Consider the following 13659-nt stretch of genomic DNA (forward strand, 5'->3'; position numbering starts at 1 on the left):
TGTTATCAACGTAACCGAGGCATACACGGCCTTGAATCGAGGTGTAATTTTATGGTTCTGTTGACGCCGAAGGACATCAGGGAACATCGTTTCCAGCTCGTGCGCTTCAAGGAAGGCTATAACGCCGACGAGGTTGACGAGTTCCTTGATCAGGTCACCGAGACCATCGAGGCTCTCGGCAAGCAGGCTGTTGCTGGCGGTCAGTCCACCCAGGCTCTCGGCCCGGACGTCTCGTCGCTGAATACCAAGATTTCCGATCTCACCGCTCAGGTGCAGCAGCTGCAGAATGAAAACGCGGAACTGAAGAATGTCGCCGCAGCGGCATCCTCCAACAACGACAATGACGTTCTGACCGCGAAGCTGAACGAAGCGACCAACAAGCTGAACGAAGCGAACGAGAAGCTCGCTGAAGCCGAAGGCGCGAACCGTACGCTCGCTTCCAGCAACGAACAGCTCAAGGGCCAGGTCGATCAGCTCAACGCACAGATCGATCAGCTCACCGCACAGGCGGCTCAGGCATCCGGCAATCAGGATGCCGTCGCCCAGCAGATTGCCGCCGTCCAGCAGGAACGCGATCAGTTCCGCGCTCAGAGTGAACAGCTGCGCGGCCAACTCGAACAGTTCCAGGCCAACAACCAGCAGCTGCAGGCTCAGGGCCAGCAGGTGCAGGCGCAGGCCGAAGAGCTGTCCCGCAAGCTGCAGGAATCCCAGAAGCGCGAAGAGCAGCTGCGCGCCCAGCTCGCCAAGGTCGAGCCGAGCACCGAAACTGGCTCCCTGCAGAAGATTGCAGGCGCAGCCGCCACCGGCAGCAACGAAGCCGAGCGTGCCACCGCAATGCTTTCGCTGGCCATGCAGCTGCACGACCAGTACGTCGACAAGGGCAAGGCCCAGGCTCGGGAAATGGCCGAGGAAAGCCAGCGCGAATACGACGCCCTGATCGCCAAGGCCAACGAATACTCCAAGCATTCGCACAACGAAGCCGACGCATACAACGCGCGCATCCACGAGGAAGCCGACGCCTACAGCAAGCAGACCCGTGATGACGCCGATGCCTACTCGCAGACCACGCGCAACGAGGCTGACGCGTACTCCGCGAAGACCCGTCAGGATGCCGAGAACTACGCTCAGAACAGCGCCAACGAGGCCGACGCGTACTCCGCGAAGACCCGTCAGGACGCCGACACCTACCTGAGCGGCAAGCACAACGAGGCCGACGAGTACGAGAACGAGGTTCAGAAGCGTGCCGCCGAGTACGATCAGCAGACTCGTACCGCCGCCGACAACTACGCTCAGCAGGTGCGCGACAACCTCACCCACCAGTCCAAGGTGATCGAGGGCAACATCCAGGGCCTCAAGCAGTTCGAGAGCGAATACCGCGCTCGCCTGACCGAGTTCCTCACCAACCTGCAGCAGCAGGTGTCCGACTCCAACAACTACGACACTGTTGAGCAGCCCGCTCAGTGAGTGACGAAGAGTGAGCGACAAGGCTATGGCAAGACGGCCGCGCCTGTGCGTGGCCGTCTTTGTGTGCGTGGCGGCGGTGGCGCTGCTGCTTGATCAGATCACCAAGCTGTGGGCACTATCCGCTTTGAGCGACGGCCGTTCGTACCGTGTGATCGATGGCCTGCTGTCTTTCACGCTGGTGCGCAATCCCGGCGCGTCGCTCGGGCTCGGTTCGGGATTCACCTGGGTGATTTCCGTTCTCGCCATGGTGGCGTGCGTGGTCATCGTGGTGCTCGGGTTGCGAACCACGTCCAAAGCGTGGGCGGCGGCGCTTGGGTGCGCTTTCGCCGGTGCGTTGGGTAATCTCGTTGACCGCGTGAGCTACGCGGACGGATTCCTCAACGGCAAGGTCGTGGACTTCATCAACTACGGATGGTCGGTCGGTAATGTGGCGGACATTTTCCTCACGATCGCCGGCGTGGGCATTGTGGTGATGATCCTGCTGAACGTGCCGTTTGCCGATGAATCCTCTGAATCCTCTGAATCCTCTGAATCAACTGAATCATCCGAACAAGAAGGCAAGGTTCGATGAGTCGTTTGGTGCCCGCTCCCGATGCGCTTGTCGGTGCGCGTTTCGATGTCGCCGTTTCCAAGATGCTCGGCGTGTCGCGGTCCAAGGCCGCCACGCTGATCGACACAGGTCAGGTGCGCGTGCTGAATCGCGACCTCTCCAAGTCCTCCACGCTTCAGGCGGGGGAGACCGTGGAAATCGACCTTATCGAGGAACGCAGGGAGCTGGAACCCATCGCCGACGATATGGCGATCAGGTACGAGGATGACGACGTGGTCGTGGTCGACAAGCCGGTGGGCGTGGCCGCGCATGCGTCCGTCGGTTGGACCGGGCCGACCGTGCTCGGCAGTCTGCTCGACCGCGGCGTGCACATCACCTCCTATGGTGCGGCCGGACGCCAAGGCATCGTGTCGAGATTGGACGTCGGCACGTCCGGACTGATGCTGGTATGCAAATCCGACCTCGCGTACGTGGAGATGCGCCGGCAGTTCGCCGAGCATGAGGTCGTCAAAACGTACCACGCGCTCGTGCAAGGCAATCTGAAAGAGGATAAGGCAACCATCGACGCGCCGATCGGGCGTGCGAAGGTGTCCGATTTCCGGTTCTGCGTGACGCCTGCAGGTAAGCCTGCAATCACGCACTGGGATGTGATGGAGCGGTTCGGTAGCGAGGCGACCCTGGTGAAAGTGAATCTGGAGACCGGGCGCACGCATCAGATTCGCGTGCATTTCTCCTCCATCGGACATCCGCTGGTAGGCGACCACATGTATGGCGCGAATCCCGTGCTCGCCGAAGAGTTGGGGATCGAACGGCAGTGGCTGCACGCCATGCAGCTGGAATTCCGCCATCCACGCACGCATGTGTGGACCACGGTGCGCAGCTCCTATCCGGCCGATCTTGCGCACGCGCTTGATGCCATGAGGGCGCGCCACGCGGAGGATGACCAGCGCTGAGGAGCGCTGCGCTGCGGATATGTGGCGCTGAGGATACGCGGCGCTGATTCATGTGATCCTGAATTACTCTGGGCATAGGCAAATGGCGAAGTCTTCTCCGTTTGTCTACGCTGAGTCGCTTTCAGCGTAGTTGTTTGGTGGCGCCATCTCCATGTTGCTGCGCTGAGGGGTTCTGAGTGTGGTCGTTTGGTGGCGCCGTCTCCGTTTGTCTACGCTGGGGAAGGGAATAGGGAAAGGAACGTGGATATAGAGAGGAAAGAAAGGGGAAGTAGGGGGGGGAAAAAAGACCACTGGCGTAGCCGTTTGGCGAAGCCATCCCGTTTGTCTACGCTGAGAAGCCGCCAGCGTAGACAAACGGGGAAGACCTCATTAAATGGCTACGCTGAGAACTGATCAACGTAGCGGCTAGAGGATGGTTTTGCAGAATGACTACGATGAGAGCGTCTCAGCGTAGACAGTTGGCGAAGCTGCCTCCGTTTCTTTGTGTTGAGCCGCTCTCAGTGTGGCTGTTTGGCGGAGTCTTCTCCGTTTGTCTACGTTAAGGTGCCCTGAGTGTGGCCGTTTGGCGATGCTTTCTCTGTATGAGTACGCTGAAGGGCCAGGGGCGTAGCTATTTGGTGATGCCGTCCCCATATGGCTGCGCTGGCGGCGTCTCAGCGTAGACAGTTGGCGAAGCTGCCTCCGTTTCTCTGTGTTGAGCCGCTCTCAGTGTGGACAGTTGGCAGAGTTGTGCCCATATGGCTACGTTGAGGGGTCCTGAGCGTAGCCATATGGTGATGCAGTCTCTGTTTGCCTACGTTGGGGAAAGACAAAGAGGAAAAGACGGAGAGGGGAAGGACAGAGGAAAGAGAGAAGAAAGACGGGGCGAGAAAAGGATGGAGAGTACAGGGCGAGGACAGAGAAAAGACAGGGAGAAGAAGGACAGAGGGTATCGATGGGCGGGGAAGGGAAAGAGAAAAATGGGGAAGGACAGAGAGAACAGGGAGAAGACAGGAAGAGAACAGGGGAAAAGAGGACATAGGACAGAGAGGGACGAAAGAGGGCATCGACAGGGAGGGAACAGAAAAAGGGAAGAAGAAAAACCTGAAAAGAAAATCCCCGCATGCGGTACATTAGAGGGTATGTCTGATTCGGGAAACTTCGTACATCTGCACAATCACACGCATTATTCGCTCTTGGACGGTGCGTCGAAAATCCCCGAATTGGCGAAACACGCGGCCGAACTCGGCATGCCCGCGGTAGGCATCACCGATCACGGCAACATGCACGGCGCCTACGAAATGTACACCAACTGCGTCAAGGTCGGCGTCAAACCGATCATCGGCATCGAAGCCTACGTCACACCGGAAACCGCGCGCCAAGACAAGAGCCGTGTGCACTGGGGTACCGAAGCGCAACGTCGCGACGACGTTTCGGGCGGCGGTCTGATCACCCACCTCACACTGTGGGCGGAAAACGACGCAGGCCTGGTGAACCTCATCAAAGCCAGTTCCGTGGCCAACCTCGAAGGCCGCGTGCAGCGCTACCCGCGTATGGATAAGGAAGTATTGTCCACCTATTCCAAGGGCGTCATCTGCGGCTCGGGCTGTCCGTCGGGCATCATCCAAACCAGGCTCGCGCTCGGCCAGTTCGACGAAGCCCTGCGTGCCGCCGGCGAAATGCAGGACATCTTCGGCAAGGATAATTTCTTCATCGAAATCATGGATCATGGTCTGAACATCGAAAACCGCAACATTCCGGGCCTGCTTGAAATCGCCAAGAAACTCAACGCGCCGCTGCTGGCCACGAACGACTCCCACTACGTGCACGCCGAGGACGCCGAAGCCCAGGACGCCATGCTGTGCATCAACTCCGGCTCCCATCTGGACGATCCGGACCGTTTCAAATTCGACGGCACCGGCTACTACCTGAAACCGGCCGAGGAAATGCGTGAACTGTTCAAGGATTTCCCCGGCGCATGCGACAACACGCTCGAAATCGCGGAACGTTGCAACGTGATGTTCGACGATCACGAGGACGGCGCGTTCATGCCGCAGTTCGATTGCCCCGAAGGCTGGGATGAGGCATCGCTCTTCCTGAAGAAGGTCGAGGAAGGCCTGGAACGCCGGTACGACAACAACGTGCCCGAAGAGGTTTCCAAACAGGCCGACTACGAGTGCGGCGTGATCTGCCAGATGCAGTTCTGCGGCTACTTCCTGGTGGTGGCCGATTACATCCAGTGGGCGAAGGATCACGGCATCATGGTGGGACCGGGGCGTGGTTCTGCGGCAGGTTCGATGGTCTCCTACGCCATGGGCATCACGGAACTCGACCCGCTGAAGCACGGTCTGATCTTCGAACGCTTCCTGAACCCGGAACGTGTGTCGCTGCCTGATATCGACGTCGATTTCGACCCTGAAGGCCGTCTGCACGTCATCGACTACTGCGGTGAGAAATACGGCCGCGACAAGGTCGCGCAGTGCGTGATCTACGGTGTGATCAAAACCAAGCAGGCGTTGAAGGATTCCGCCCGCATCATGGGCTACGATTTCGCGATGGGCGATAGGGTCACGAAGGCGCTGCCGCCCAGCAAGAACGGCAAGGACGCGAGCCTGAAGGAGATCTTCGACCCGACATCCAAGCATTACGCGGAGGCGCGCGAATTCCGCGAACTGTACGAATCCGATCCGGACGCGCATAAGATCATCGACAAGGCGAAAACCATCGAAGGCCTGATCAGACAGACCGGTGTGCACGCCTGCGCCACCATCATGGGTAGCGAGCCGATCACCGACACGTCGCCGCTGCTGCAACGCGTGGACAACACCGTGACCACCACGTTCGAATACCATACGTGCGAAACGTTGGGCCTGGTCAAAATGGATTTCCTTGGCCTCTCCAACTTGACGGTCATCCAGGACACGTTGAAGAACATCGAAGCCAACGGCAAGGATCCGGTGGATTACACGAAGATTCCGTTGGACGACAAGGAAACCTACCAGTTGCTGTCGCGCGGCGACACCCTGGGCGTGTTCCAGCTGGATTCCGACGGCATGCGAGCGCTGCTCAAATCCCTCAAACCCGATAACTTCAACGATATTTCCGCACTGATCGCGCTGTACCGTCCGGGCCCGATGGATATGGATTCGCATAACAACTATGCGAAACGTAAGAACGGTTTGCAGAAGATCGAGCCGATCCATCCCGAGCTGGAGGAACCGCTCAAGCAGGTGCTTGACGAAACCTACGGTCTGATCGTGTATCAGGAGCAGGTGCAGTCGGCGGCGCGTATTCTCGCGGGTTATTCGCTGGGCAAGGCAGACGTGCTGCGCCGAGCCATGGGTAAGAAGAAGCCGGAGGTGCTGGCCAAGGAGAAGATACCGTTCTTCCAGGGCATGAAGGAGCACGGCTATTCGGAGGAGGCCGCGCAGGCGGTATGGGATGTGCTCGTGCCGTTCTCGGGGTACGCGTTCAACAAGGCGCATTCCGCCGCGTATGGTCTGATCTCCTATTGGACGGCGTATTTGAAGACGCATTACCCGGTGGAGTTCATGGCGGCGTTGCTGCAGGGCACCAAGGATAATAAGGACAAGACCGCGCTGTATTTGGGCGAGGCGAGGCGCATGGGCATTCAGGTGCTGTCGCCGGACGTGAACGAATCCGTGTACGCCTACTCCGCTGTGGGCGACGTGGTGCGTTTCGGTCTTGGCGCGATTCGTAATGTGGGTGATAAGGCCGTGGCCGATATCATCGCGGAACGTGAGGGCAAGCGCGGCAAGTTCGTGAATTTCATGGACTTCATTCGCCGTGTGCCGTTGAGCGCGTTGAACCGTCGTCTGGTGGAATCGCTGATCAAGGCGGGTGCGTTCGATTCCATCGATCCGAACCGTCGTGCGCTGTTCCAGATCCATGAGACGGCGATCGAGTCGGTGGTCAGTCTGAAACGTAAGGAGGCGGAAGGCCAGTTCGACCTGTTCAGCGACATGGATGATGCCGACGAGCAGAGTGCGATGGGCGATGCTTCCGTCACCGTGCCCGACGTGGAGGAGTGGGATAAGAAGACGAAGCTCAATTTCGAGCGTGAAATGCTGGGCTTGTATGTGTCCGACCATCCGCTTTCGGGTATGACCGCGGTGCTTGCCGGGTTGCGTGAGATGTCGATCGCGCATCTGATCGACCGTGCCAAGACCATGGGCGAAGGGCAGCAGGTGACCATCGCCGGCCTGGTCACGAATGTGGATCGGCGTGTGTCGAAGCGTGGCAACGCGTGGGCGATTGTGACCGTGGAGGACTTGGAGAGTTCGATCCAGTGCATGTTCTTCGGCAAGGTGTATGAGGCGGCCGCGGCGGAACTGACCGTTGATCAGGTGGTGCAGATTCGTGGCATGGTCGAATTGCGTGATGAGAGCGTGAGCCTGCGTGCCACCGAAATGCAGGTGCCGACGTTGGAGGCTGCGGATGAGCGGCCGGTGATCATCACGTTACCGCAGGCGGCGCTTGACCGGCAGCATATGATGCAGTTGGGGCACGTGCTGACGAATCATCCGGGGTATTGCGAGGTGAAGCTTGCGATCATGGATGCCAAGGGCAATGCCGAGGTGCTGACGTTCGGTGACCGGTTCCGGGTGAAGCGTGATACGAGCCTGTTCGCGGAGATCAAGATTCTGTTCGGGCCGAGCTGTCTGCCGGCTGCTTGACGGGTGTTGGCTTGGGCGGGTTGGCTTGGGCGGCTTGCGGGTGGGGGCTGCTCTTGGCGGCTCTTGGTGCGTGGTCATTTGGCGGCATCATCCCTGATTGGCTACGTTGAGTGGTCCTGAGTGTGGCCATTTGGTGATGCTGTCCCTGCCTGCCTTCGCTGATGGGTTCTCAGCGTAGATGTCTGGTGATGTCTTCTCCGTCTGTCTGCATTGAGATGCCCTCAGTGTAGCCATTCGGTGATGTTGTCTCCGTTTGGCTACGTTGAGTGGTCCTGAGTGTGGCTATCTGGTGATGCCTTCTCCATTTGTCTGCACAGGGGAAGAGAAGGCGGAGGAAAGGGTGTGAGCCGGATAAGGGTTCTGAGGATTGCTGCTTGATGATATCTTCTCCGTTTATCCACGCTGAGTTGCGCCAAGCATAGGCATCTGGTGTTTTCCCTTGTTGACTACGTTGACGGATTCTTAGCGTAGTGATTTGGCGACATCATCCCTGATTGGCTACGCTGGCGGGTTCTCAGCGTAGGTGGATGGCGGTTCCATCCCCGTTTTGCTACGTCGATGACCTATCAGTGTAGTGATTTGGCGGTGTCTTCTCCATCTACCTGTATTGAGATGCCCTCAGCGTAGTGATTTGGTGACATCATCCCTGATTGGCTACGCTGGCGGTTCCTCAGTGTAGCCATTCGGCGGTGTTCTCCCTGTCTGCCTACGTTGAGTGGTTCTAAACGTAGTTATCTGGTGATGCCTTCTCCATTTGTCTACGTCGGGAGAGGAAAAGGCGGAGGGAAAAGGAGTGATGTGGTAGGGGTGTGCTGAGCGTAGCCATTTGGTGATGCTGTCCCTGTCTGTCTACACTGGGATCGGCTCGGCGCTGTCTTTCCATGAATCATGCCGACATCATGCATCCATCCGTGTACCGACATGATGACATGTCCGCACCCATCCGTATCCCGGCATCTCTGTATCTCCGCATCTTGGCATTCCCATATCTCGCATCCCATCACACGTCATCCAGCAAAAATGCATCAAAAAGTTATCCACATAGGTAAAACCGTTGGAACACGCGAGCTGAGGAGGTATAAACCACAACCCCCGAAAAAAGATGCCGAACGATCACCGATAGGCTAGGTTCGACGTATGAAGAATCATAGACAAGTAGACAGACTCATATCGGAGGCCAAAGCCGGCCGTCGATGCATACATTCAACGGTGAAATCCGAGGTTGCGGCGCTGCGCAGAAGAGCCACGGATAATGGGGAACTGGTGCGTGTGATCCCAGGATTCTACGCTCCCCGCGAGTATTGGCATGGTCTTCCTCCGCCGGAACGTACGCTGCACTTGGCTCGCGCGGTCGGCAAGGAGCATCCGCAATGGGTGTTCGCCGGCACCGTCGCGGCGGCCGCGCATGGACTCGAGCACCAGTGGGTGCTGCACGATGACATGATCACCATTGCCGACGCTCGTCGGAGGGGCTTCCGTGCGGGCAGCGGGGTGCGGCGCTTGTACGTGCCGGATCGGTGCAGGCGGTCGGTCGAAACGGTGAATGGGATTCGTGTGACCAATGTGGTGCAGACGGTGTTGGATTGCGCGAGGATGCTTGCGTTTCGGCATGCGTTGCCGATTGCCGATTCCGCGTTGGCACGTGGCGTCAAGTTGGACGAGCTGCTAGCTGGTTGTACAAAACTGGGCGGTGACATGCGGAAGGTGATGCGCGTATTGAAACATGCCGATGGCGCGAGCGAGAACGGTGGGGAATCGTTGTGCCGTGCGGTGATGATTGAGGGTGGATTCATGGTACCGAGTCTGCAGGTGGTATTCTATGATCCCGAATCGAGACGGTTCTATCGGGTGGACTTCATGTGGGTGCTGCCTGATGGTTCGATTATTGTCGGCGAGTTCGATGGGGCCGAGAAATATTTCAATCCGCAGATGACCGGTCGAAGGAGCATTCAGGCGACGGTTCAGCAGGAACGTGAACGTGAGGCTGCTTTGCGTCGTGCCGGTGTGCGCGGGATTGTGCGATTCACCTATGACGAAGTGGCGGATGCGACGCCGTTGTGGAACAAGCTCGCGCAAGCGGGTATCCCGCGCACCTAGTTTCCAGTTCGCTCCGTCGATTTTTCTGCCGTTCTCTCCATCCTTGGCCTCTAGGATTCCACGGCTTCACCTTGTCTCCCTCTCGGTGAAGCCGTTTCCCTTGACAACGCTGGCCGTCTCTCAGCGTAGCTGTTTGGTGATGGCATCTCCGTTTGGCTGCACTGACGGGTCCTTAGCGTAGTGATTCGGTAGCGGTTTCTCCGTTTGGCTACGCTGGGGGTGGCTGAGCGTGGTTATTTGTCGGTATCGTCTCCGTTTGACTACGCTGGGTGGATTTGAGCGTAGCCATTTAGCGCTATCTTCTCCATTTTTCTATGCTGACAGATTCTCGGCGTAGGTATTTGGCGGTGGCATCTCCGTCTGTCTACGTTGGCTGGCTCTCAGCGTGGTCATTTGGGGGAATTGTCTCCGTTTGGCTGCGCTGAGTTGCCCTCAGCGTAGCCACGTGGGAGAAGCCATCTCCGTTCGGTTGCGCAACAAGATTTCGCTCTCAGAAAAAATCCATGAATCGTCCAGTTTCAGAGCAGTGTGTTGCTAGTCAATCGCAAACCTCCGGGAGCATGCTGAGCTGTGACGCGGCGAGCATGGGGTCTGCCGCATGACATATGCCAAGGGAACCACAGTATGTTCGTGTTGAAAAATGCCTGGAGATCCGTCGTACGCAACGCCGGGCGCAACATACTCATCGTCATCATCGTCGCGGTGATCGCAGCCGCGGCCACCATAGGACTTGCTATCCGCAACGCCGCGCAGGTCGCGCGTGACACCGGACTGAGTTCAACCACCGTCACCGCAACAATCGCCGTGGATCGCGATCAGATGATGAGTGGTGCCATGCAATCATCAACCAGTGACGGCAAGCCGGACAAGAACGCCATGCGCGAGGCCCTCGACCAGAACTCGCTGTCCTTGTCCGACTACAAGAAATACGCCAAGGCATCCAGCGTTCCGGTGACGACCTACTATACGGAAACCACGTCGGTCAACGGCACCGACGACTTCCAGCCGGTGGAGACCACCACTTCCAACAGCGAGCGCAGCGATTCGTCCGATTCCTCTTCGTCCGATTCCGTCGATTCGCGTAATGGCGGTGACGCTCCCAGCGGTCAGAACGGCCAGAACGGCCAGAACGGCCAGAACGGTCAGAGCGGCCAAGGCGGTAACGGCGGCTTCGGCGGTATGACATCCGGTGACTTCTCCCTGGTCGGCTTCTCCTCCGACACCGCGGTTTCCAACGCATCCAACGGCAGCTTCACCATGGTCAAGGGCAAGGTGTTCGGCTACGGAACGGATTCGGACGGCCAGGTCATCATCCCGCAGGCGCTCGCCACATTCAACGGTCTGAAGGTCGGCAGCACCATCACCGTCGAGGATCTGAGCGGCAGCGACACCACGTACACGCTCACCGTGGCCGGCATCTACAAGAACGACTCGTCCACCGATACCGGTTCGCACGGGCCGATGGGCGGCATATCGTCAGATCCGGACAACGCCATCTACACGTCCGTCAGCACGTTGAAGAAGCTTGGACTGTCCGCGGAATCCGCAGCAGCGTCATCCAATTCCGCCGATTCGTCCGATTCCGATTCCGCCACCCAAACCTCCGCGTCGCGCACCCAGCTGAGCTTCTCCTACGTGCTGGGCAGCAAGGACGATTACGAGACCTTCGCCTCCGATGTGAAGAAGGCTGGCCTCGATTCGACGCACAAGGTGTCGTCCGCCGACGTGGAGAATTACGAGTCCAGCCTCGTGCCGCTCGACAATCTCGCCAAGTTCGCGTTGACCCTGCTGATCATCGTGCTGGTGGTCGGTGCCGCGGTGCTCATCGTGATCAACCTGTTCAACATCCGTGAGCGCAAGTATGAGATCGGCGTGCTGACCGCAATCGGCATCACCAAGGCGAAGGTGGTGGCGCAGTTCGTGACCGAGCTGCTGATCGTCACGATGGCGGGTATCGCGATCGGCGTGGCGGGCGGCGCGGCCGCGTCGGTGCCCGTGTCCAACCAGCTGCTCGCACAGCAGGTTTCCAGTCAGGAATCGCAGGCGTCGAGCCGCCAGGTGCAGTTCGGGCGTAACGCCGATATGCCGGGTGCGCCGGGCCAGAGCAGCCAGGGTGGTCAGAGTGGCCAGGGCGGGCAGTCGACTGATTCGGGTCTGTCGGGTCAGTCCGGCCAGTCCAGCCAGTCGACGGACAGCCAGTCCAGCCAGTCGACGGACAGCCAGTCCAGCCAGTCGAATCAGTCCAACCAGCCGTCCGCGCCGTCCGGCAAGGGTGATGCGCGTGGCTTCGGCAAGGCGGTCGAGTATGTGAGCACGATCAACGCCACGGTCAATTTCAAGATCATCGGCGAACTGGTGCTGATCGGTATCGCGCTCACGCTCATCTCCGCATTGGTCGGCGTGGTGGCGATCATACGCTACGAGCCGTTGCAGATTCTCGCCGACCGTTCCTGACGGCCGTGGCGGGCGAATCTGCGCATCACATGAAGCGTGCAAGAGCAACGATTACGAACGTTTATGAAAGGACCTGATATGACCGACAAGACCAAATCGACAGTGACGGAACCCGCTGATTCGGCCGGACTCGCGACCGAACCCATGATCGAACCCGTCGCGCGTGATCCGCGCGATCCGGGTGATTCGCGCGATCCGGGTGGTCCGCTCGATCCGAATACGGCGAACAATCCGAACAATCCGAACAACCCAAGCAATCCGAGCACCACGAACACTGCAATCCTCGCGCTCGACCATGTCACCTATTCGTATACGAAAGGCGGCAAGAAAGTCATCAACGATCTGAGCCATGACTTCCGGCCTGGCAAACTGATCGCCATTACCGGGCCTTCGGGCGCGGGCAAGACGACCGTGCTGTCGCTCCTGTCGGGACTGACGTTGCCCACCGAGGGGCGGGTGATGTACGACGGCAGGAATCTCGCCGAACTCAACCGGTATCGTTTCCGGACCATGACATCGGCGTGATTTTCCAGAGCTTCAACCTGCTTCCCGCGCTCACCGTGGAGGAGAACATCGTGCTGTCCATGGAGGCGTCCGGGGTGTCGTTCGATAGGCCGAAGCACGAGATCGTGCTGGAATTGCTGCGGAAGGTTCGACTGCCGGAGGAGTATGCCAAGGAACGTATCCTGCACCTGTCCGGCGGCGAGCAGCAGCGTGTCGCCATTGCGCGGGCGTTGAGCTATGGGCCGAGGGTTGTTCTGGCCGATGAGCCGACCGGCAATCTTGATATGGCCACGCAGGATGACAGCATGGCGATTTTCCGCGATCTGGCCCATGATGAGGGCAAGTGCGTGATCATCGTGACGCACAGCCCGGCGGTGGCGGGGCAGTCCGATGAGGTGTTCCAGCTCAAGCCGTTGCGGCGCGGCGGGCGCAGGTAGGTTCCGTTAGGTTCCGCTGGGTTCCGCTGGGTTCCGCTGGATCCGGCGGGCTCGGGTGCGCGGGTGCGTTGGGCTGGCCGGTCGGGCGGCTCGGGGATTCCTGGATTTTCTGGGATTTCCTGGGCCGCTTTCTGCTTTCGGGGCGGTACCCAGCGTAGTGATTTGGAGATGTCAGCTCCATCTGGCTATGCTGAGGGGCTCTCAGCGTAGTGTTTCGGCGGTGCTGTCTCCATCTGGCTACGCTGAGGGGCCGTGAGCGTAGCGATTTGGTGGTGCCGTCTCCATCTATCTACATTGACGGGTCCTGAGTGTAGCTATTTGGTTACGCCGTCTCCGCTTGTCTACGCTGAGGAGTTCTGAGCGTAGTGATTTAGCGATGGTTTCTCCGTCTGGCTTCGCTGAGGGGCCGTGAGTGTAGCTGTTTGGTTACGCCGTCTCCGCTTGTCCACGCTGATGGGCCGTGAGCGTAGTGGTTCGGTGGTGCCGTCTCCGTCTGGCTACGCCGGGAGAGGAAAGCGGAGGGA

At 59.0% G+C, this 13659-nt stretch carries 7 protein-coding genes and 1 pseudogene; all 8 read left to right on the forward strand.

The window, feature by feature from the left end:
* The first annotated feature begins 51 nt into the window (after positions 1-51).
* The 8 genes and pseudogenes from BUB29_RS00990 to BUB29_RS01020 all read left to right on the forward strand — a co-directional run bounded on the left by BUB29_RS00990 (position 52) and on the right by BUB29_RS01020 (position 13135).
* Positions 52-1464: a DivIVA domain-containing protein gene (locus BUB29_RS00990; RefSeq protein WP_033523588.1), complete on the forward strand. Its 1413-nt coding sequence runs from the start codon at positions 52-54 to the stop codon at positions 1462-1464.
* 25 nt (positions 1465-1489) lie between these two features.
* Positions 1490-2035, forward strand: coding sequence for a signal peptidase II (locus tag BUB29_RS00995; RefSeq protein WP_033523586.1), 546 nt, complete (start codon positions 1490-1492; stop codon positions 2033-2035).
* Positions 2032-2967, forward strand: coding sequence for an RluA family pseudouridine synthase (locus BUB29_RS01000; RefSeq protein ID WP_033523585.1), 936 nt, complete (start codon positions 2032-2034; stop codon positions 2965-2967). The genes BUB29_RS00995 and BUB29_RS01000 overlap by 4 nt, the downstream gene beginning before the upstream one ends.
* Positions 2968-3765: 798 nt before the next feature.
* Positions 3766-4083, forward strand: coding sequence for a hypothetical protein (locus BUB29_RS09610; protein WP_143155111.1), 318 nt, complete (start codon positions 3766-3768; stop codon positions 4081-4083).
* 5 nt (positions 4084-4088) lie between these two features.
* Positions 4089-7643, forward strand: a complete 3555-nt coding sequence (gene dnaE / locus BUB29_RS01005) for a DNA polymerase III subunit alpha (protein WP_033523582.1) — start codon at positions 4089-4091, stop codon at positions 7641-7643.
* A 1209-nt stretch (positions 7644-8852) separates the two neighbouring features.
* On the forward strand, positions 8853-9740 hold the full coding sequence (locus tag BUB29_RS01010) for a hypothetical protein (protein ID WP_234356046.1): 888 nt from the start codon (positions 8853-8855) through the stop codon (positions 9738-9740).
* Positions 9741-10364: 624 nt separating this feature from the next.
* Positions 10365-12194, forward strand: a complete 1830-nt coding sequence (locus BUB29_RS01015; protein WP_033523579.1) for an ABC transporter permease — start codon at positions 10365-10367, stop codon at positions 12192-12194.
* Between the two features lie 144 nt (positions 12195-12338).
* A pseudogene (locus tag BUB29_RS01020) lies at positions 12339-13135 on the forward strand (ABC transporter ATP-binding protein).
* Positions 13136-13659: the final 524 nt, after the last annotated feature.

The organism is Bifidobacterium merycicum DSM 6492 (assembly GCF_900129045.1).
GTDB lineage: Bacteria > Actinomycetota > Actinomycetes > Actinomycetales > Bifidobacteriaceae > Bifidobacterium > Bifidobacterium merycicum.

What these genes read in the sequence shown, in the direction of transcription:
- BUB29_RS00990 (WP_033523588.1), top strand. Translation starts at nt 52, where the DNA reads ATGGTTCTGTTGACGCCGAAGGACATCAGGGAACATCGTTTCCAGCTC.
- BUB29_RS00995 (WP_033523586.1), top strand. Translation starts at nt 1,490, where the DNA reads ATGGCAAGACGGCCGCGCCTGTGCGTGGCCGTCTTTGTGTGCGTGGCG.
- BUB29_RS01000 (WP_033523585.1), top strand. Translation starts at nt 2,032, where the DNA reads ATGAGTCGTTTGGTGCCCGCTCCCGATGCGCTTGTCGGTGCGCGTTTC.
- dnaE (WP_033523582.1), top strand. Translation starts at nt 4,089, where the DNA reads ATGTCTGATTCGGGAAACTTCGTACATCTGCACAATCACACGCATTAT.
- BUB29_RS01015 (WP_033523579.1), top strand. Translation starts at nt 10,365, where the DNA reads ATGTTCGTGTTGAAAAATGCCTGGAGATCCGTCGTACGCAACGCCGGG.